General features: G+C 61.7%; 18 protein-coding genes and 1 pseudogene. 6 read left to right on the top strand and 13 right to left on the bottom strand.

Features of this window, described 5'->3' with window-relative positions:
- The first annotated feature begins 40 nt into the window (after positions 1-40).
- The 3 genes from AACL53_RS16605 to pssA are packed head-to-tail and all read left to right on the top strand — an operon-like array spanning position 41 to position 3,229.
- Positions 41-1,507 carry a Do family serine endopeptidase gene (locus tag AACL53_RS16605; protein WP_339085652.1) on the top strand — a complete coding sequence of 489 codons (1,467 nt, stop codon included), beginning with the start codon at positions 41-43 and terminating at the stop codon, positions 1,505-1,507.
- Between the two features lie 44 nt (positions 1,508-1,551).
- Positions 1,552-2,265, top strand: a complete 714-nt coding sequence (locus AACL53_RS16600) for a phosphatidylserine decarboxylase (protein WP_339085651.1) — start codon at positions 1,552-1,554, stop codon at positions 2,263-2,265.
- Between the two features lie 49 nt (positions 2,266-2,314).
- On the top strand, positions 2,315-3,229 hold the full coding sequence (gene pssA / locus AACL53_RS16595) for a CDP-diacylglycerol--serine O-phosphatidyltransferase (RefSeq protein WP_339085650.1): 915 nt from the start codon (positions 2,315-2,317) through the stop codon (positions 3,227-3,229).
- A 53-nt stretch (positions 3,230-3,282) separates the two neighbouring features.
- Here pssA and AACL53_RS16590 read toward each other — a convergent pair whose 3' ends face one another.
- From AACL53_RS16590 to AACL53_RS16550, 9 genes are all read right to left on the bottom strand, one after another.
- Positions 3,283-4,728 (bottom strand): mannose-1-phosphate guanylyltransferase/mannose-6-phosphate isomerase, encoded by a 1,446-nt coding sequence (locus AACL53_RS16590; protein WP_339085649.1) that lies wholly within the window; start codon positions 4,726-4,728, stop codon positions 3,283-3,285.
- Between the two features lie 177 nt (positions 4,729-4,905).
- Positions 4,906-6,903 (bottom strand): ATP-binding protein, encoded by a 1,998-nt coding sequence (locus tag AACL53_RS16585; protein ID WP_339085647.1) that lies wholly within the window; start codon positions 6,901-6,903, stop codon positions 4,906-4,908.
- Positions 6,904-6,925: 22 nt separating this feature from the next.
- On the bottom strand, positions 6,926-7,759 hold the full coding sequence (locus tag AACL53_RS16580) for a HAMP domain-containing sensor histidine kinase (protein WP_339085645.1): 834 nt from the start codon (positions 7,757-7,759) through the stop codon (positions 6,926-6,928).
- Between the two features lie 262 nt (positions 7,760-8,021).
- On the bottom strand, positions 8,022-8,747 hold the full coding sequence (locus tag AACL53_RS16575; protein ID WP_339085644.1) for an energy transducer TonB: 726 nt from the start codon (positions 8,745-8,747) through the stop codon (positions 8,022-8,024).
- A gap of 17 nt (positions 8,748-8,764) precedes the next feature.
- Positions 8,765-9,214, bottom strand: coding sequence for a biopolymer transporter ExbD (locus tag AACL53_RS16570; protein WP_339085643.1), 450 nt, complete (start codon positions 9,212-9,214; stop codon positions 8,765-8,767).
- Positions 9,214-9,879, bottom strand: coding sequence for a MotA/TolQ/ExbB proton channel family protein (locus AACL53_RS16565; protein ID WP_339085641.1), 666 nt, complete (start codon positions 9,877-9,879; stop codon positions 9,214-9,216). The genes AACL53_RS16570 and AACL53_RS16565 overlap by 1 nt, the downstream gene beginning before the upstream one ends.
- A gap of 15 nt (positions 9,880-9,894) precedes the next feature.
- Positions 9,895-10,503 (bottom strand): hypothetical protein, encoded by a 609-nt coding sequence (locus tag AACL53_RS16560; protein WP_339085640.1) that lies wholly within the window; start codon positions 10,501-10,503, stop codon positions 9,895-9,897.
- Between the two features lie 224 nt (positions 10,504-10,727).
- Entirely contained in the window at positions 10,728-12,353 is a 1,626-nt protein-coding gene (locus tag AACL53_RS16555) for a tyrosine-protein kinase domain-containing protein (protein WP_339085638.1), read from the bottom strand.
- A 171-nt stretch (positions 12,354-12,524) separates the two neighbouring features.
- On the bottom strand, positions 12,525-12,902 hold the full coding sequence (locus AACL53_RS16550) for a hypothetical protein (RefSeq protein ID WP_339085637.1): 378 nt from the start codon (positions 12,900-12,902) through the stop codon (positions 12,525-12,527).
- 210 nt (positions 12,903-13,112) lie between these two features.
- On the opposite strand from AACL53_RS16550, the gene AACL53_RS16545 reads away from it, so the two are divergent.
- Positions 13,113-14,081 (top strand): D-glycerate dehydrogenase, encoded by a 969-nt coding sequence (locus AACL53_RS16545; protein WP_339085636.1) that lies wholly within the window; start codon positions 13,113-13,115, stop codon positions 14,079-14,081.
- 214 nt (positions 14,082-14,295) lie between these two features.
- Here the strand turns inward: AACL53_RS16545 and AACL53_RS16540 are convergent, their stop codons facing one another.
- Positions 14,296-15,630 (bottom strand): amidase, encoded by a 1,335-nt coding sequence (locus AACL53_RS16540; protein ID WP_339085635.1) that lies wholly within the window; start codon positions 15,628-15,630, stop codon positions 14,296-14,298.
- A gap of 234 nt (positions 15,631-15,864) precedes the next feature.
- On the opposite strand from AACL53_RS16540, the gene AACL53_RS16535 reads away from it, so the two are divergent.
- Positions 15,865-17,067 carry an alanine--glyoxylate aminotransferase family protein gene (locus AACL53_RS16535; RefSeq protein WP_339085634.1) on the top strand — a complete coding sequence of 401 codons (1,203 nt, stop codon included), beginning with the start codon at positions 15,865-15,867 and terminating at the stop codon, positions 17,065-17,067.
- Positions 17,068-17,077: 10 nt separating this feature from the next.
- Here AACL53_RS16535 and AACL53_RS16530 read toward each other — a convergent pair.
- The 3 genes and pseudogenes from AACL53_RS16530 to AACL53_RS16520 form a co-directional block, all read right to left on the bottom strand.
- A pseudogene (locus AACL53_RS16530) lies at positions 17,078-18,889 on the bottom strand (cisplatin damage response ATP-dependent DNA ligase).
- Between the two features lie 2 nt (positions 18,890-18,891).
- Entirely contained in the window at positions 18,892-19,911 is a 1,020-nt protein-coding gene (locus tag AACL53_RS16525; protein WP_339085632.1) for a ligase-associated DNA damage response exonuclease, read from the bottom strand.
- Between the two features lie 49 nt (positions 19,912-19,960).
- Positions 19,961-20,167, bottom strand: coding sequence for a DUF465 domain-containing protein (locus AACL53_RS16520; RefSeq protein ID WP_092868080.1), 207 nt, complete (start codon positions 20,165-20,167; stop codon positions 19,961-19,963).
- A gap of 249 nt (positions 20,168-20,416) precedes the next feature.
- Here AACL53_RS16520 and AACL53_RS16515 point away from each other — a divergent pair, with 249 nt between their 5' ends.
- On the top strand, positions 20,417-20,593 hold the full coding sequence (locus AACL53_RS16515) for a DUF465 domain-containing protein (RefSeq protein WP_339085631.1): 177 nt from the start codon (positions 20,417-20,419) through the stop codon (positions 20,591-20,593).
- Positions 20,594-20,941 lie beyond the last annotated feature (348 nt).

Below are 20,941 nucleotides of genomic sequence, written 5' to 3'. Positions count from 1 at the left end.
GAATGAGCGTAAGACACGATCAGCCCCTGGAGTTCTCGCGATGATGAAGAAACGTTCGGCGCTTCTTGTCAGTGTTGGCTTCGTCGCGCTGTGGGGCTCCGCTGGTGCAGGACCCGCTCTGGCCGATTTCACGAACGGACCGGCGTCCGTCGCACCCCTCGCCAAGCGCCTTGAGGATGCAGTCGTCAACATCGCGACATCTCAAACCGTCAAAGGCCCGGCCGGCTCCCCGCTGCCGAAGGTTCCGAAGGGTGCACCCTTCGAAGACTTTTTCGATGACTTCTTCAACAAGCGCGGCGGCGTGCCCCACGGCGACCGCAAAGTCTCGTCTCTGGGCTCAGGCTTCGTCATCGACGGCAAGGAAGGCCTGATCGTTACCAACAATCACGTCATCGAAGGTGCCGAGGAAATCGACATCAACTTCCATGACGGCTCCAAGCTCGTCGTCGAGAAGATCATCGGCCGCGACACCAAGGCCGACCTCGCGCTTTTGAAGGTCACGCCGAAGAAGCCGCTCGCGGACGTGAAATTCGGCCCGTCCTCCGGCATCGAAGTCGGCGATTGGGTCATGGCTATCGGCAACCCCTTCGGCCTCGGCGGATCGGTTTCGCTCGGCATCATTTCGGCGAAAAGCCGCGACATCAATTCCGGTCCCTATGACGACTATCTGCAGACCGACGCGGCGATCAACAAGGGCAACTCCGGCGGCCCGCTGTTCAACATGAACGGCGAAGTCATCGGCGTGAATACGGCGATCATCTCGCCCACCGGCGGATCGATCGGCATCGGCTTCGCCGTTCCCTCCGACACCGTTGCGAAAGTCATCGACCAGCTGAAGCAGTACGGCGAAGTGCGGCGCGGCTGGCTCGGTGTCAAAATCCAAACCGTTACCGACGACATCGCCGAGACGCTGGGATTGCCTGAAAACACAGGCGCTCTCGTCGCAGCCGTGACCCCCGGCAGCCCCGCCTCGAAAGCTGGCCTCGAAGCAGGCGATGTCATTTTGCGGTTCGATGGCAAGGAAGTGACGACGATGCGCGGCCTGCCGAAGATGGTCGCCCAGGCTGAGGTCGGCCAAGCCGTCGACCTCGAGCTTCTTCGCAAAGGTCAAAAGCAGAACGCGCAAGTGACGGTCGGCCGCCTCGAAGACGACGACGACAACGCGAGCGACCTCAAAAGCGACTTGGGCAAAGAGGCCGATCCGAAGGGCTCGGCCATCATCGGCCTGATGCTCTCGCCCCTGAACGACGACCTGCGCAAGAAGTACAATCTCGACGACAAGATCAAAGGCGTCGTCGTCGAGCAGGTCGATCCGCAAAGCCCCGCCGCAAGCAAAGGCCTGAAGCCGGGCGACGTCATCGTCGAAGCGGCGCAGGACAGCGTCTCCGAGCCGGACGACGTCGCGAAAAGCGTCGAAAAGGTCAAGAAGGCGGGCCGCAAGGCCGTGCTGCTTCGCGTCGAGGACAGCAAGGGCGATCTCCGCTTCGTCGCAGTGCCGTTGTCGTAACCCGCGTGCTATCGCAACCAGAAATTCTCGGCAGGAGGTAATTCGTGTCCAAAGGTCACGGCATTCTCGATACGATTTTCGACCAGCTATCGCCCGTGCATCCCGATGGACACAAGTTCGTTGGTATCGCCGCGGCGGTGACGTTGCTGTTCTTCTTTCTCTATCCGCCGCTCGGATGGATCTGCGCCGGCATCACCGCGTGGGTCATCTATTTCTTCCGTGATCCGCAGCGCGTGACACCGCTGAGACCTGGCCTCGTCGTCTCCGCCGCCGACGGCAAGATCTCCGGCATCGAGAAAGTCGTGCCACCTGCCGAGATGGGCCTCGGCTCGGAGCCGCGCACCCGCATCTCGACATTCCTCTCGGTGTTCGACGTTCACATTAACCGCGCGCCCATCGCCGGCCGCGTCGTCCGGTCCATCTATATACCGGGCACGTTTTTGAACGCAGCTCTCGACAAGGCGAGCGAAGACAACGAACGCCGGCTTATCGTCATCGAGACCCCAGCCGAAGGCGACGTCGGCGTGGTGCAAATCGCAGGACTTGTGGCGCGCCGCATCGTGACCTTTTGCGAGGTGGGTGACACACTCGGAACCGGCCAGCGCTTCGGTTTGATCCGTTTTGGGTCGCGTGTGGACGTTTATCTGCCACCCGGCAAAAACGCTCTCGTCAGCGTTGGTCAGCGTGCGGTTGCAGGCGAGACGGTTTTGGCAGATCTTCAATCGATCGAGCCGGAACGCGAAGCGCGCCACGCCTGAGGTCGCGCCCCGCTTTGACACTTAAGGCATGGACCATAAGGAGCCTGCCATGGATGCGGATGAGCCATTCATCGAGACCGAAACGCGCCGTCGCAGGCGCCGGTCTCTGTTCCGTCACCGGCGCGTGCCGGTGCGGATGCTCGTGCCGAATTTCTTCACGCTCCTCGGTCTGTGCGCCGGCCTGACATCGATCCGGATGGGGATCGAAGGCCGTTACGATTTGGCGCTGGCGGCGATTGTCTTCGCCGCCTGTCTCGACGGCATCGATGGCCGCATCGCCCGGCTCTTGAAAGCCTCGTCCCGTTTCGGTGCCGAACTCGACAGTCTCGCCGACTTTGTGAACTTCGGCGTCGCTCCGGCTTTTCTGCTTTTCAATTGGGGGCTCGGCGACCTGAAAAGCGCAGGCTGGATCTGCGTGATGATCTTCGCGCTCGCCTCCGCGCTCCGCCTAGCACGCTTCAATGCGGCGCTCGACGATGACAAACCGAAGTGGCAATCGAACTACTTCATGGGCATGCCGACGCCCGCGGCGGCAATCGTCCTGCTGCTGCCGGTCTATCTCGATCAGCTCGGCCTAGCCGACATCAAAACGCAGTGGGCATTGAAGATCGTGCTCGTCTACACGGTATTCGTCGCCTTCATGATGGTGTCGTCGATCCCGACATACTCCGGCAAACTGGTCGGCGAGCGCGTGGGACGGGAATGGGTATTGCCGATATTCGTCGTCGCCATCGGCGTCGTCGCGTTCCTGTTCACCTATCCTTACGAAACGCTGACTGTGTTGACGCTGATTTATCTTGGCTTCATTCCCGTTAGCTGGCGGAACTTCCGCGACAGGAGCGAGGGCGAGAGCGCAGCCGCCGCCGCTGCGCAAGCGGCTTCTCCTCAACCAAGCGAAACGCCCGCGCCACAGCAAGGCACGGGGCGCATCTTCACGTTCCGTCCGACCGATCCGACGAAATAATCATCTCAGCGCTGGCTCACCGCCTTCCGCGAGCTGGCCGCCAGCGCTGGATACTATTTCGTCTCTTCGGGCTGGCGGTGATAGATGTCGTCGGTGCGCATGATGTCGTCCTCGCCGAGGTACGAGCCGATCTGCACTTCGATGATTTCGACCGGCACCTTGCCGGGATTTTGCAGCCGGTGCCATTGCGTCGCGAAAATGTAGACGCTCTCGTTCTCGCGCACGAGCTGCTCCCGGTCGCCGATCGACACCTGCGCCGTCCCCTGCACGACGATCCAATGCTCCGACCGGTGATGATGCATTTGCATTGAAAGCATGCCGCCGGGCTTCACGTGCAAGAGCTTCACCTGAAACCGCGGCCCGATGTTGAGCGTCTCGAAGTACCCCCATGGCCGGTAGTTTCGGAGGTGCTGCTCCTGCTCCTTGCGGTTCGATTGCTTCAGCCGCTGCACGATCTTGGAAACATCCTGCGTGCGGCTCTTGTCGGCGACGAGCAGCGCGTCCGGCGTGTTCACGATGACGAGATCGCTGACACCGATGGTCGACACGATCGAGCGCTCGGAATGGACGTAGCAGTTCGAAGTGTCTTCGAGCACCGCTTCGCCTTTGATGAAGTTGCCCTTGTCGTCCCGGGGCGCGATGTCCCACAGCGACGACCACGAGCCGACGTCGTTCCAGCCGACGTCCATCGGCAGGATTGCCGCTGCCCGCGTCTTCTCCATCACCGCATAATCGATCGAGATGTTGGGCGACGCCGCGAAGCCGGCGCGGTCGAGGCGCAGGAAGCCGAGGTCGTCCGTCGCGCCCGCGAGCGCAGCCCTTGCCGCCTCGAGAATTTTCGGCTCCAGCCGCTCGATTTCAGCCAGATACGTCTTGGCGTTGAGAGCAAAAATTCCGCTGTTCCAGAAATAGCCGCCATCGGCGAGATAGCGCTCCGCCGTGGCGCGGTCGGGCTTTTCCGCAAAGCTCTCGACAGTGAATGCGTGACCGTCAAAGCCTGCGAGCGCCGCGCCCCGCTTGATGTAGCCGTAGCCGGTATGCGGCTCCGTCGGCTTGATGCCGAAGAGGACGAGCTTGCCCGTCGCCGCGACCTCAGCCGCGCGCCGGATGTTCTGCGCGAACGCCGCGCCGTCTTCGATGACGTGATCGGACGGCATGACCGCGAGAACGGCGTCCGGATTGTCGGCAAGCGCAATCAGCGCCGCGACCGCGATGGCCGGTGCCGTGTTGCGCGCGATGGGCTCGAGCACTATGGCGCGCGGCTCGAGACCGGCGCGCTCGACTTCCTCGCGCACCAGAAACCGGTGGTCGTTGTTGCAAAGGAGGATCGGCCGCTCGAAACCCTCAGGTCCCGGCAGCCGCCCGAGCGCCGCGCCGAGAAACGACGAGCTTTGACCGTTGAAGAAGCGAATGAACTGCTTCGGATACATCGCCCGCGACAGCGGCCACAACCGCGTCCCCGAGCCGCCCGACAAAATCACTGGGTAAATATTGCTCATCGAGAAATGGTACCCCCATTATCAAAGGTCAACGTCTATGTAGCGCACAAACGGCCTTCAGGGACATTCGCGCAAATTAATAGGAAATCCGCGCGACGACGAATGCCAATGGGACGCAATGTGTACGGCCCAAATACGACAGCTATGCAGAAGCGGCCCGCGCAAAGCTCGAACCAATCAGCCTAGCGGACGCGTCAGGCGTTCGCGCAGCGACCGCAGCGATTCAGCCGACGTAGATGATTTGGCCCCCTGATGCGATGCCGTGGCAGGGGCCGAGACCGAGGAGGCACCCGAAGGCAGGGCCGGCGGCATATCGCGGCGGGGCAGCGGCACGCTCGGCCGTGGAACGGCGGACGTGGTGCCGTAAGGCGTCGGCGCCATCGGCATTTTATGCCCGGAGACGCTTGCATCGTGACCGGCGTCATGAACCTCCGGCACCGCGCCCGGATGCGCGTTGCCGTGAAAGCCGAGAGCATCCGCCATCATTGCGAGATGCTGCGATCCATCATTGCTCGCCGGTATGCCCGAGGCGCGCCAGCGCTCGACGATTTGATCGAGGAAGCCATCGTCGCCAAGAGACTTCTGCCACCGCTCCGAGAAGTTCGCAGTCGATGACTTCGGCAGGCAGCGCTTCGGCAATTCGTCGAACTTGATCCGCACCGGCAAGGCCATGCCGTCGCCGAACGCGATCGCTTCGCGCTGCCCGAGCGAGGGGAGAAATTCCAAAAGTCCTGCACCGGTGTCGGCCACCGCCGAGGCGACGATCTCCTGGTCGCGGTCGTTCGACATGCGCAGAGCAAAGACCGTGTTGCACTGGGAAAGAATGGTCGGATCGATTTCCGCCGGGCGCTGCGTGACGATGCAAAGCGAGGCGCCGTATTTCCGGCCTTCCTTGGCGATCTTCGCAATCGCGCGCTTGCAAGGCTCGAAGCCGAGCGTCGAGTTTGCGGGCACGTAGCGATGCGCTTCTTCGCAGACGAGCGTCACCGGCACCTGGCCTTCGCTCCATAGCGCGAAGTCGAACGTCATGCGGCACAGAACCGAAACGACGACATTGACGACTTCCGACGGGATGCCGGTAAGCTCGAGGATCGTGATCGGCTTGCGGTTGACGGGAACCCGGAAAATTCGGCCGAGCACCTGGGTCATGCCGTCATAAACGGTGAGCGATCCGAACATGAAGGCGTAGCGGCCGTCTTGCGAGATCGTCTCGATCCGGTGCTTCAGAAGCCGGTAGGGCGCGAGGTCTTTTCTGTTCTCGAGTTTGCCGAGCCGTTCGTCGATCAGCAGCAGCAGATCGGAGATACGATAGGGAACGGGCGTGTCGACCGTGTAGCGGCTGGCGTCCGAGTAGCCGCGACGGAGCTTCGCAGGTTCGTTCGCGCGGCTGCTATTGTAACGCGCCTTGGCAATCGGGATGACTTCCTGAAGGATCTCGATCTCGGCTTTGCGGTCGCTGTCGCCGACGAGAACTTCCTGCAGTTCCTCGAACGTCAGCAGCCAATAGGGCAGCTGCATGTTCCGCGGCGAGATCACTTCGGCCCATTCGCTGAATGCCGTCGCATATTCGTTGTGCGGATCGAGCAGCACGATGTGCGCGTTCGGGTTCTTTTCGACGATCGATCTGAGGATCAGCGCCGTCGTGCACGATTTGCCGGTTCCCGTGGTGCCGAGTATCGCGAAATGCTTGCCGAGCAGCTCGTCGACGCGGACCATTGCGGGGATCGTGCTGTCCTGGCGGATCGAGCCGACACGCACCATCGCTCCGCTATCGCCGCAGAACGTCGCCTCGAGCTCTGTCCGCAAAGCCAGGCGAACCCGGTCGCCGAGCGCCGGATAGCCGGTGACGCCACGGTTGAATTTCGGCGTCTTGCTTTCACTGACCGTCGTCAATTCGCCGACGAGACCAAGTTCTGCGATCCAGACCTCGCTGTCGCCCTCGCGTTGCGATGGGACGGGAACGCTCAGCGCCGAAACAATGGCGAGCACGGTCGTCCGGCTGGTTTCGATCGCGAGCAGGGTTCCCATTTCGGGCCGGCCATCCGGCGAGCGGGAGCGCAGGTCGCCGGCGCCGTCGAGCAAGACGATCGCCTTCGACCCCGTGACCGAAACGATGCGCCCGATCGAGGTATCGAGACCGCCATTCATCTGAGTTGAGGTACTTGAGCCAGGCATACTGATCCGGATCTCGGGCCTATTAAGCGCCGTTGGCAATCATTTGCGTAGAGTCGACCGCGCTCACACTGTCCCGCGCCGGAAGGTTGATGACGACCTCCGTGCCGGTGCCTTTCTTCGAACGGAGTTCGAGTGAACCACCGTGCAGCTCGACGAGCGCTTTGGCGATCGGCAAGCCGAGACCGGCGCCCTCCCGCCAGCGCGAACGGCCGCCGTCCACCTGCCCGAACGGCGTCATGGCGATAGCGATTTCTTCTTCCGTCATGCCGACGCCGCTGTCTCGGATGGCGATGATGACGCCGCCGCTGTTGGTCCGTCGCGTGCTCACGTCCACCGTGCCGTCTGCCGGCGTGAACTTGAGAGCGTTGGCAATGATGTTCGTGAAGATCTGGCGCAACTTCTCGGCGTCGCCGCGGATCGGGCGTAGATCAGGCGCAATGCCGAAGCGCAAATCCACTTGCGCTTCGCTTGCCATCATTCGGAACGATGTGATGCAACCGGCGAGAATTTCGCCGACATTCACCTCGCGCGCGTCGAGCGAATATTTTCCGCTCTGAATTTTGGAGATGTCGAGAATATCGTTGATGACCGAGAGCAGGTGGCCCGCGGCATCATGAATGAGCGTCGCGTATTCGACGATCTCTTTGTCCGGCAAGCGGCGCTGCTGATGCTGCGTCAGGAGCTTCGAAAAGCCGATGACCGTGTTCAACGGTGTCCTGAGCTCATGGCTCATGTTGGCGATGAATTCGGATTTTACTTTGCCGGCAAGCTCCGCTTCGATGCGCGCGGATTGCTCGGCCACGCGCGCGCGATGACGCAGAACGGCGTCGCTCAATAGCGACGCATACTCGTTCATCAGGGAGTTGGATTTGGCGGTTCCAACTGAGCCAAACATCATAATGCAGCCTAACGCAGTGCTGAAAGCCGTTTCAATCTAGGGGCGAGTAGCTAACTCAAGGTTAATCCAAAGCCCCGTCGCTCGCGGGCTGCAGCTGCAACTGGAGTGACTTACGAAAATTAAGAATCCGCTCTGCTGGAGGTTGTCCGCACGGGCGCCCGAAGCGCAGTAAGACTTGTCGCGCGGAAAGCGCGAGCTGTTGCAAGAGCAACAGAAACTATTATCGCATGATGAATTTGAACGGCTGGGTGAACGCCAGCGGCTTTACACTCACTTCCGGCGGGATCGGCGGGAACGGTGCCGCGCGGTCGATAGCCGCCGTGGCAGCGTCGTCGAGAAGCTTCGAGCCCGAGCTTGTCGCAATTTCCTTGGAGAGCAGCGTCCCGTCGACGCCGATCGTGAATTTCATCACGACCGTACCTGCAACCGTCGTACGGGGATTCACCTTTGCACGCTGCACATGGTCGTTGATCTTGCCGAGGTAGAGACCGAACTCCCTGGCATTGCCGCCCGACTTCGCTTCGCCCGAACTCTGCTCGGTCACGATCGCGACCTGCTCTGGCTGCTGCTTCGTCTCGACGACCTGCGGCTCCGGCGGCGGAGTTTCGAGCGGCGGCGGTTCGTCGGTCTTAACGGCGTCCGCTTCGACATCGCTGGCGTCGGACGTGATGACGTCGCGAAGCTCGTCCGGTTTGACTTCTTCGGGAGGCTTCGACTGCTGCTCCTGGACAGGAACGATCTCGGTCGTCTCGATGGTCTCCATCGCGTCGCCGAGCTTTGATATGCCCTCCGTCGCGATGCCTTGCTGGACGAGGACGATGTCCGTGCCCTTCCCGAGGTCGAGAGCCTCGATATTGGAATTTTGCAAATCAGGCAGCATCCCATAGCCGATCGACCCGTGGATCAACAGGGACAGAAGAATGGCGGTCGCTCGCAACACGTTCATTCCGGCGGCTCTGGGCATTAGTTCTTAACAGTTTCTCCGGAGGGCGAAGGCTGAGAGAGAAGGGAAACGCGCGCGTAACCCGACTCACCGACGCGCCCCAGAAGTTCCATCACGTCGCCATAGGCAATTTTTCGATCCGCGCGCACGTAAACGACGCCGTCGCCTTCGCTCGACTTGATCTGCATGAGACGTGACACGAGCGTGTCGCGCGTCACTTCCTCGTCGCGGATGTAGAGCTTGCCATCGGGCGCCAGCGAAACGACCATCGGCTTTTTCTGCGCGCCGAGTTTCGACGCTGATGTCTTCGGCAGATCGAGCGGCACACCCTGAACCATCAGGGGCGCAGCGACCATGAAGATGATCAACAGCACGAGCATCACGTCGACGAACGGCGTGACGTTGATCTCGGCCAAAGGCTTGTAGCTGTCGCCGTCTTCGCCCGACGCGCTGCCAACAGACATTCCCATCAGTTCACACCCTCAACGCCACGGCGGGAAAGCGTCCGCGCCAAACCGACGATGGCAGGCGCAACCCGTTCCGACGCTCTTCCGAGCGCGACCGTGATCTGGTTGTAGAAAATGACGGCCGGGATGGCGGCGGCGAGGCCGACGGCCGTTGCGAACAACGCTTCCGCGATGCCGGGCGCGACGACGGCCAAGCTCGTATCTTTCTGCTGAGCGATCGCCGTGAACGAATTCATGATGCCCCAGACGGTGCCGAACAATCCGATGAACGGCGCGGCAGATCCGAGCGTCGCGAGAAACGGCAAGCCCTGCTCGATGCTCTTGAGCTTCCGCTTGACGGCGGCGCGCATGGCGATTTCGAGGCGGTCGCGCACTTCGCCGGCCGAAGCAGCGTCCGCGCCCTCGGCCCACTCCGTGCGGGCGGCTTCACCCACGGAACCGACCAGGCTGTTGGCACGGCCCGAAGGAATGGTGCCAGATTTGCCGTTGGCTTCGAGAACGCGGATCTCGCGATTGACCAGCCACACGCGAATGAGCTTTTCGAACGCCATCGCCCAGCAAACCACGGAGGCCAGCAACAGACCGACGATAATGGACTTCACGACGATATCGGCATGTTGGAAGAGGCCGAGGATCGACAAGTCTCTTCCGATAATTTCTTCAGTCATCAGGCGGTCACCGCGTTACTTGGAAAGTTGGACGTTCGTGAGAGTCGAGGTCTTCAGGCTTTCGAGACATCCCGAAACGGGCCCGGACTCAGCCTTGCAGTCCATGACGTCGTTGATGAGCAGCGAGCCGATCTTATCGCACTGGATTCCATCGATCTCGAAGAGCTTCACGGATTTCTTTTTGGGCCGGAGCGGCGCCAGATCGATCGAAAAACGCCTGCCGATGACGCCATCGGTTTGAAACAGCACGAGGTCGATCTTGAACGACTGGTACGTCGTCTCGCCCGGGTTGTTGACGACCATATAGGCGCGGCAACCCTTGTCGGAACTCTCGAGCTTGTTCAACTCTACGTGGGTCGCCGGCGCTGTCGAAGCCAGCTCTTTCGAAGGGGGTGTGGCAGTCGGATCGGCAACGGCGTGTGTCGCCACAGCACCGATCGGCAGAACGAGCGCATATGCAAGGCAGTAACGCTTGAAAGCTCTGATCACGCGATGACCTTCTCTTAGCGAAAGAATGTCGGATTTCCGGAAAGGCGTGTAGCGATTTTGCTGTTCGGTTACCAGTGTGAAATTCGTAAGTATTCGCTGTCGGCAGACGCCCATGACGACCTGATTTAGAACCATTTTTAGGTCGCGCGATGGCGAGCGGCAAAAATGGTTTTTTGCGGCCGCGCTGCATCGAGAATTATTCCCTAAGTGTATGGGCAAGAATTCCCGTGCAGGCCTCGAACGCGGTTCGTCTGATGAAACATTTGCCAATATGCCGGGCGACAGCCGACTATCGATACGCAAGAAAAAAGAAGCACAGCGGGAGGTTGTTTCGTGCGGGGCGAGCGTCGTCCCGATAATCAGGCGGCGCGGGGCAACGACGGCATGCGGGCGGCTCGCCGGATCTCATCAAAAATCGCGGCGAAGCTCATGACGCCGACGGATTGGTCCTCGGCGACGTCGGTCAGCACAGCGCCGACGACTTTCTTCTGGTTGGCCTCGAGCAACGTCAGCGCCTTTTTAGCGAGCGATCGGGGCGTCCGGTGCCAGGCGGTGAGAAATACGATTTCGTCGGCGAGTTCCGCGAGCACGCGAGCGTCCGAGATCGGCAGCAAAGGCGGCGCGGACAGCACAATGATGGGAAACCGTGACTTGAGACCGGCGATTGACCTCGAAAATTCCAGTGACCGGATGGCTGTCGCCACCGCGAGGGGGATCGGTGTGGGCCCCGACGCCGGCAGGAAATGCAGCCCCGTCAGATTATCGCGCAAGATCACGTCCTCGATCGGCGCGCGCGCCGCGATCTGATCGAGAAGCCCGCTGGAATTCCGCGGCGTCAGTTCGCGCGTCAGGCCCTTACCTCGAAAATCGCAGTCGACGAGGAGGGTCTCTTGCGTGGAGACCGCGAAGTAATGCGCGATGTTCGACGCGAAACTCTCCGAGCCTTCGTCGGGTAAGGCGGACGCAACCAGGATCACGCGCGAGGCGTCATCGCTTTTGCGCTGTCCAAGCTCACGGCAGACCTTTCGCACAGCTTCCGCGTAGACGCATTGAGGCTCGGCGACGATCATCCGCGCGCCGCGCGCGTTCGCTTTCGGATCGGAATGCGCAGTCACCGCCGGAATGGAGATCATGTGCGGGCAGGCGAGGGTTTGTTCGACTTTCAGCGTTCGCCGCAACGCTTCCCGCTCGAGCCAGAGCGCGAGCAGAAGCGCCATCAACAGTGTCGATCCGGCGGTAATCGCAACGATGCGCGCGCGCCTCGGTCCGGCCGCCCGGTTCGGTGCACCGGCAGCCCCCACGATGCGCGGCCCGGCGAGCGGACTGCTCAGTCCATACTTGCCGATAAGGGATGCAAACATGCGCTCGGAAGCGGTGAGTTCGCCGGACTTGGCGGGAGGTGCGCGATCCGCGGCGACGGGTGATCGCTGTTGCGCAAGGTATTGGGTTGCGATCGCATTCGCGATGCGAGCGGACTTTTCCGCGTTCCTCGTGGTGACCTGCACGGTGACGAGGAACGTGCTGCGGACGCGGCTGATGCTCAGCCTGTCGATTATGGCCTCGCGCAGAGCTTCGCCCGGCGCCGGACGCGTCAGCAATCCGGTGAGGTACGACCATAGCGAACGCTTGTTGAGTTCAGGATCGTTCGAAAGCTGAAGCTCGGCGATAACGCGGTCGATGATCTGCGCCGACCGCATGAAGTCCATTTGCTTTTCGATCTCGCGGCGCTCGGCATCGGACGCGAGCGTATCGGCGGGAGCCGGTATATTAGCGGCTTTGGTCGCAGGCCTCTGCTGCGGGTCCGTCTGGATGAGAGCCGAAGCTGAGTACCGGTCGGGAATGACGGCGACGATGGCCATGGCGAGGAGCGCGGTAATGACCGGCAAAACCGCGACGGCCTTGGCGCGCTTGACGATGGCCGATCGGGCGCCTGGGAAGCCGAGCCCCATGCCGCGCCGTGCTGGTGATGCCGTTTCCTGGCTCATCGTCCCGTAGTGCCCGTGAAGTCCGGGCGCCGTATGCGTTCGCCCGCGTGCCCGGCAATGCCGAATCACTCCCTATTGTCAGGATCAATTATGAACAGGGCTTTATTGGTTAAGTTTTTACCGCCGGCCGGGGCATCTGCACCGAAAACGCGCTAGCGCAGCGAGAGCCGGCTAGCGCAGCGAAAGTTTCGCGCCGCCTTCGTGGACGTCGTAGGCGCACCGCGCGCTGCGGCCGCCGGTTGACGACGTCAGAATGAGATGCGGATCGCGGTAGCGCTGGTTCCACAGCGGGTTCTGCGTATCCCAAATCGCGACAGCGATATCGGGATTGCCGATCACGGCCTCGATTTGCGAAGGGGCGGCCCATTGGGTCGGCGTCTCGTCACGCGCCCCCGCAGCACGCTTCGGAGCATTTCGGCGGCAGACCTCAATGGCGCGCTCGCGATAGGCTTCGACAACCGCTTCGCTCATAGCGGCCCGATAGGCGCGGTCCTGAAACCAGACCTTCGCGCCCGCAAGCACCACCAAACCAAGCAAGATTGTACGCATGACGTTTGCCTAAGGCCCGAAGGCGCGCCAATCGATTGGCCGGCCCATAATAATCCGGCCGGCATTTTGAGCCCGTCTTGGTGAAAAAAGCGTTTCGCTTCGGCCGGTTGCGGTGCAGCGCAGCGGCGTAGCGGGCTTGTCAGACCCCGCTTGGTGAGGCACAAGCGGTGCCTGCGATCAACGTCCGATCTCCCGGAGAACCCTCACCTCATGTCGAAAAAGAAGATCCTGATTACTTGGCCTCTCCCTGAGGCCGCCATGGCCCGCGCCCGGGCCACCTATGATGTTATCGCACACGGGGACAACCCGAAGATCACCGTCGACGAGATGCTCGAGACGGCGAAGTCGGTGGACGCCATTCTGTTGACCCTCAACGAGAAGTGCCCGGCGCCGGTGATCGAAAAGATCCCCGAGAACATCAAGTGCATCTCGACGTTCTCGATCGGTTTCGATCACATCGATCTCGAAGCCTGCAAGAAGCGCGGCATCAAGGTCGGCAACGCGCCGCACGGCGTCACCGTCGCGACCGCTGAAATCGCCATGCTGCTGCTTCTCGGCGCTGCACGGCGCGCGGGCGAGGGCGAGAAGATGATCCGTACGCGCTCGTGGCCCGGCTGGCAGCCATTGCAACTTGTCGGTCAGCGCCTCGACAACAAGAAGCTCGGCATCTACGGCTTCGGCAAGATCGGTCAGGCCCTGGCGCAGCGCGCACGCGGCTTCGACATGGAAATCCATTACTACGACATCTATCGTGCGAAGCCCGAGGTCGAGGCGAAGTACAACGCCACCTATCACGACAGCCTCGACAGCCTCTTGAAGGTCTCGCAGTTCTTCTCGATCAACGCGCCTTCGACGCCGGAGACGCGTTACTTCTTCAACAAGGACGTGATCGAGAAGCTTCCCCAAGGTGCCATCGTCGTGAACACGGCGCGCGGCGACCTCGTCAAGGACGAGGACATGATCGCGGCGCTGAAGTCGGGACGCTTGGGCTACGCCGGCCTCGATGTCTTCGCCGGTGAGCCGAAGATCAACGAAGGCTATTACGACCTGCCGAACACGTTCCTCTTCCCGCATCTGGGTTCCGCCGCCATCGAGGCGCGCAACCAGATGGGCTTCGAAGCGCTCGACAACATCGATGCCTTCTTCGCCGGCAAGGACATGCCGTTCAAGCTGGCCTAAGATCGGTCATCGCGACTTTCAAAATGGCCGGGCTCGCCCCGGCCATTTTTTTTGTCCGCCGCCGGTCGGCCTGCTTGATGGGATGCCGCTTGTCCACCTGCTGTCATCCTCGGGCTTGTCCCGAGGATCCATCAGGCAGCACGAATTGTCCTTGAGGCACGATGGATCCTCGGCCTAAAGCCGAGGATGACAGTGGAGTGGATGCGGATCGTCCCTACTTCCCCTGCTGCATCAGCCACGCAGCCGCGCGCAACAGCCGTGCATCATCGCCGCGCGCGCCGACAAGCTGCACGCCGAGGGGAAGCCCATCGACGTCGAGCAGCGGCAGCGAGATGCAGGGCATTTCGAGGTAAGTCCAAAGACCGTTGAACATCGGACTGCCAGTGCCGCCGAGCCCGACCGGCGCGACGCCCGCCGCCGCAGGCGTGAGGATGGCGTCGTAGGTATCAAGGATCGGCCGCAGCGCCGCGTAGAGAACATTCTGCTTCTTTCGCGCGGCGTCATAGTCCGCCTGTGAAAACGTCCGACCCTCCGCAATGATCTCCTTGAGCTTCGCCGACACGCGATCCGGATTGGCGTCGGCGATCGGGCCGTAATTCCGCGCGATGTCGGAAAACTGCACGATCTGCTGGCGACGCAGGATCTCGTCGAACGCCGCCGGTAATGGCATCTCGACAATTCCAAAGCGCACAGCGAATTGCTCCAACGCCGCGCGCATCGCCTCGTCGCCTTGCGGCCATGCGGGAGATTTGACGAACGCCAGACGGGGAGCCTGCAATTCGGATGATTTGAGCGCGGCTAAAAGCGAAGGCTTCGCGCCGGCCGTCATATCGCCGTCGGCAGCATCGAAGTCGCTCATGCAATCGAAAAGCAGCGCGATGTCTTCGACCGATCGCGCGTAGCCGCCGATTGTATCGAGCGGCGGGGATTGCGCCAGAACGCCGGTGCGGGACGTATATCCGAACGTCGGTTTGAAGCCGATAACGCCGCAATAGGATGCGGGCCGAATGACGGAACCGGCCGTCTGCGTTCCGAGCGCAAGGGGCGCCTGATTGTCGGCGACGGCCGCCGCCGATCCCGACGACGAGCCGCCCGGCGTCCGCTCCGGATCGTGCGGATTATGCGTTTTTCCAGGACCGAAGAATGCAAGCTCCGTCGTCACCGTTTTGCCGAGCACGATGGCGCCTGCGGCCTTGAGCTGCGAAACGACGAATGCGTCATTTGACGGCTGCCGCCCGGTGAAGACCTCCGAGCCGAGCTCCGTCGGATAGTCCTTTGTGTCGATGACGTCCTTTACGCCGACCGGAATTCCCGCGAGCGGCGGCATCGCCTCTCCGCGCGCCCGCGCCGCGTCGCTCGCTTCAGCAGCGTCGAGCGCCTTGCGGGCGTCAATGTGCGCCCACGCGCCGACATCGTTGTCGTGTTCTGCGATGCGTCCGATGTAGGCGCTGACAAGATCCGCCGACGTGATATCGCCCGCGATCAGCAACGCGCGCGCTGCGGAAGCCGTAAGGTGCTCGAGCCTCGTGCTCTTATTCGACGTGCTCACAGGGTGGCCTCTTCGTCTCGGTCGGTTGTGCGGCCATCGCGGCGTGGCAAGGCAGCGCGTGTGTCAATATCGCGGCTTTGACGGGAAAGAAGCTTTTTTTCCCGCGGGCAGCCCTGCCGAGACAAAAAGCGCCGCGGATCGGCCCAAATCGGCGCCCCAAACAATTGTATCTGGAGCGGTTCAGTACTAGGACACCCTCGGAGCTGAATAAAAAGATCCTTGAGGACTATTATAATGACGAGAGAAAATCGCCGGCCTGGCCGCCACTTTTTGCAGATCCCGGGGCCGACGCCCGTGCCGGAGCGCATTTTGGCGGCAATGTCGCGTCAGATTCTCGATCATCGCGGCCTTGAGTTCGGGCAGCTCGGCAGACGCGTCCTGAGCGGCATCAAGGGCCTGTTCAAGACCCAGAGCCACGTCATCATCTATCCGGCGTCGGGATCGGGTGCCTGGGAAGCGAGCCTCACCAACACACTGTCGCCTGGCGACAAGGTGCTGATGTGCGAAACGGGCCAGTTCGCAGTGCTGTGGGAAGCCATGGCGCGCCGCCTCGGTCTCGAAACCGAAGTCATCCCGACCGACTGGCGCATCGCCGCCGACGCCAATCTCATCGAGAAGCGGCTCAAGGCCGACACCGCCCACAAGATCAAGGCCGTTTGCGTTGTCCACAACGAGACGTCGACGGGCTGTCTCTCGCGGCTCGATGAAGTTCGCAAAGCGCTGGATGCCGCCAAGCATCCGGCACTGCTCATGGTTGACGCGATCTCGTCGCTCGGCGCCGCCGATCTCCGCCACGACGAGTGGGGCATCGACGTCACCGTTGCCGGCTCGCAGAAAGGCATGATGTTGCCGCCGGGATTGTCGTTCACGGCAATCAGCGCCAAGGCACTCGAAGCGTCGAAGACGGCTCAGCTCAAGAAGTCGTATTTCGCATGGGACGAAATGCTGGCGCTGAACGCGACGGGCTACTTCCCCTACACCCCGGCGACGGGCCTGCTTTACGGCCTCGCCGAGGCGATCGACATGATCAACGAGGAAGGGCTCGAAAACATCTTTGCGCGTCATGCCCGTCTATCGGAAGCGACACGGCGTGCGGTTCAGGCCTGGGGCTTGGAAATCCAGTGCCGCGATCCGAAGTACTATTCGCCCGCGGTGACGACGGTCATCGTGCCGGAAGGCCACAACGCCGACGCCTATCGCAAGCTCGTGCTCGACAACTTTAACATGTCGCTCGGAACCGGCCTGAACAAGATCGCGGGTAAAGCCTTCCGCATCGCCCATCTGGGCGACACCAACGAGCTGACTGTCCTCGGCGCATTGACCGGGGTCGAGATGGGCTTCGAGCTTGCAGGCGTTCCGCACAAGAAGGGCGGCGTTGCCGCTGCGATGAGCTACATCGCCGAAACGGCGAACGCTCCGAAGGCTGCCGCTGCTTAAGCGGGCCTGATCAAACAAGATCGGATGGTGCCGCTGCCCCGGCGGCGGCACCGCTTCCAACGATCCGCAGCACCGTGTCGAGAGTATCGGCTTCCGCCGCGGGCTTATCCCAGCGGATGCGGTGAATGCGCGGAAACCGCATCGCGACGCCCGATTTATGCCGCGTCGACTCTTGTACAGCGTCGAACGCGACCTCGAAAACGAGTTCCGGCTCGACGGCGCGAACCGGGCCGAACGTCTCGGTCGTATGCCCCCTGATCCACTTGTCGATCTCCAACAGCTCTTCGTCCGTAAATCCGGAATACGCTTTGCCGACAGGCACGAGCTGCCGTTCGCCGTTCTCGTCCGTGCGCCAGACCCCGAACGTGTAATCGGAATAGTAGGACGAGCGCTTGCCGGAGCCGCGCTGCGCGTACATCAGCACGCAGTCGAGTGTTAGCGCTGCGCGTTTCCACTTGAACCATTCGCCTTTGACGCGGCCGGCCTGATAGGGGCTCGCGCGCCGCTTCAGCATGAGCCCTTCGATGCCTTCCGCCCGCGCCGATGACCACAGCACGCCGAGTTCGTCGAACGATTTGAATGGCACGAGCGGCGACACATCCGTCAGCCGCGGATGATGCTTTGCATGCCAGGCTTCGAGGCGAAGGCGCCGCTCGCTGAACGAGAGCCCGCGAAGATCTTCCTCCCCATCGAACAGAAGATCGTAGAGACGCACGTGCGGAGGATACGACGACATCATCTTCGCCGTGACCGACTTGCGATTGAGACGCTGCTGCAAGTCGTTGAACGGCGCGATTTTATCATCGCGCATGATCAGCAACTCGCCATCCACGACGCAGTCGTGCCCGTGGAACGCCGATCGGATTTCCGGGAAGGCGCCGGAAATGTCGTCGCCCTGCCGTGAGAACATCCGCACGTCGCCGCCGCGAGCCGCGACCTGGACGCGGATGCCGTCCCATTTCCATTCGGCGGAGAAGTCTTCCGGAGAGAGGCGGGGCCAGTCTTCCTCCTCGATCGGATGCGCAAGCATGACGGGACGAAAAACCGGCTTCGCGCCGGGATCGGGACGCTCCGCCTTGCCGTCGAGCCACTGGAAGAGTTCGAGATACGGCGGCTCGAGCGCATGCCACACCTCTTCGATCTCGGAAACGTCGCGGCCGTAACTTTCGGCAAGTGCCGTACGCGCAAGACGCGCCGACACGCCGACACGCGGCGCTCCGCCGATGAGTTTCAGAAGCGCCCATCGCCCGGTTGCATCGAGCTGATCGAGGAGACGGCCGAGACGCTCGGTGCGCTCTGCCGTCGTGCCATCCGCCATCGCTTCGATCACCGCGCCGAGCAAGAGTTCAGGCGGCTCTCCAGAATTGTGCCCCAGATCACCCCACCCCGACCCCTCCCCGCAAGGGAGGGGAGAAGTGTCCTGTTCCCTCCCCTTGCGGGGAGGGGTTAGGTGGGGGTAAATTCGAGAGTGAGCTGCTTCGGCTTTTCATTCTCGTCATCACCACGTCCGCTAGGCGGGGAGGGGGCAGGGCGGGGGAAGAACGGATCGATCGTCCGGCCAGAGCAGAGCTACCGTTTCCGCCGTGTCGCCGACGTAATCGCGCGACAGGCGGTAAAGCGTCGGATCGATGAAACGGGTCACGAGATCGCTCAGCATCCGCCTGAGCGGCAAGCGGATCGGCACGCCGTCCGTCAATGCCGCAAGCGCCCAGCCGCGGTCGGGATCGGGCGCCGTGCGGAAGTAATGACCAAGCAGCGCCACTTTCCGATTACGGCTCTGCGTGTAGACGAGGCAGTCGAGGAGACGGGCGAACGCGCGCATCGCTATTCGGCCTCCTCGCCATATCCGACGAGCGCGAGCGCGCGGGCTTTCCGGCCAAGCGTGCCGAGATAATGGACGAGCGCGTCCTCGCGGCCGTGCGTCACCCAGATCTCTTCGGCTTCCGTTTCGATGACCGTCTGGATGAGCTCCGGCCAGTCGACGTGATCGGAGACGACGAGCGGCAACTCAACACCAAGCTGACGGGCGCGGCCGCGCACGCGCATCCAGCCGCTCGCAAAAGCGTTGACCGGATCGCCGAACCGGCGTGACCAGCGGTCGCCGAGTGCAGACGGTGGACACATGACGATGCCGCCGCGCATCGACTTCGGATCGGTGCCCGCAACCGGCAGAAGCTCGCCGAGATCGACGCCGAGCCTCTGATAAAGCTCCGTCAGCGCGACCACCGCGCCGTGCAGGTAGATCGGCTTATCATAGCCCGCATCGCGAACGACGCGGATCATGCGCTGGCACTTGCCGAGATTGTAGGCGCCGATGAGGTGTGTCCGGTCCGGCTCTGCGCGGAGAGAGGAGAGCAACTTCTCGGCTTCGTGCCGGGCCTTCTCGTGGCGGAAAACCGGTAGCGCAAATGTCGCCTCCGTCACGAACACATCGCACGTAACGAGTTCGAAGGACGCGCAGGTCGGATCGCTTGCACGTTTGTAGTCGCCGGAAATGACGGCGCGCCGCCCGGCCCATTCGATGACGACTTGCGCGGACCCCAGGATATGCCCGGCCGGCACCAGCCGCACCTTAACGCCGTTTATGTCGATCGTTTCGCCGATGGCGAGCGCCTGGAACGTGCCGGCACAATCCTCGCCGTAGCGCACCTTCATGATTTCGATGGTTTCGGTCGTTGCGAGCACCGCTCGGTGGCCCGCGCGCGCATGGTCGCTGTGCCCATGCGTAATAACAGCGCGATCAACGGCTCGGCCCGGATCGATATAAAAATCGCCGGGCTCGCAATAGATGCCGGACCCGACAGGGTACAGCCAGCTGTCGACGGGAGGTGCGAGCGAGATCATGAACCATTAAACGCAAGTAACCGCGAAGCGGCTACATGCAGAATGACGTTCACGCGATGATATCGGGAAGCAGCTTATCCTCGATCTGCGTGATCCGGTCCTTCAGAACAAGCTTCTTCTTTTTCAGCCGCTTGATCAGAAGTTGGTCAGCCGAAGCGTCACCTTCAAGAGCGGCGATTTCGCAGTCGAGCTTCCGATGCTCGCCCCGCAAAGTTACCAGCTCTTCCCTGAGCTCGCGTTCGTCGCGCCGCTCCATAACGATTCCCTGCCCACTGCCCAGTCCAATCGCAGCCTTTTGGGTGATTGCCCTCGATATGGCAACAGGGCAAAAGCGCGATCCGGAGCGATCTTTCTAATCCTATGAAATAATTTCACGATTCTCTAATGCCAGTTTTTGGCTCCGCAACAAATTTCAAACATCGCAGCGTCGCCGCGAGACACGTTGGACAAGGCCGAAAACGTGTGGCACGATTTCAACGTCTACAATCTCTTTAGGAGGCAACTGATGACGATTACGGCTCATCTGGCTGAACTCGCGGAGAAGCATCGGGCTCTCGAACAAAAAATCCACCAAACGGCTGCGAGCCCCGGATCTGACGACATCGAAATCCGTAGACTGAAACAAGAAAAACTGAAGCTCAAGGACGAGATAGAGCGGCTGAGACGCGAGACGCGCCACTAGCTCGCGCGCAGAGTCTCTTTACTCAAGCCCTGCCACCGGAGCGGATCTATCAGTCTCCGGGCGGGGCTTTTATATTTTTTAGCCAATTTTCAGCCGCCAAACCTGCCGTCGTCCTCGGACCGCGATCCCGCGAACTCGACCGAGGATGACATCAAACGTTTCCGCGTCGTCATCCCGGCGAAGGCCGGGATCCATGCAAGCTGCAGATCCATCACAATCGGAGGTCTGGACGGATCCCCGCCCTGCGCGGGGATGACGGTGCTTTTCAAATTCCGAAACTCCGACTTCATCGAGCTGCTTGACGCGCTGTTCCATCGCCTGTATTTAACCAAATGGTTACTTAACTGG

The organism is Hyphomicrobium sp. ghe19 (assembly GCF_902712875.1).
In the GTDB taxonomy this organism is placed as follows: Bacteria; Pseudomonadota; Alphaproteobacteria; order Rhizobiales; family Hyphomicrobiaceae; genus Hyphomicrobium_B.
This window is presented reverse-complemented; position numbering and strand designations above follow the sequence as displayed.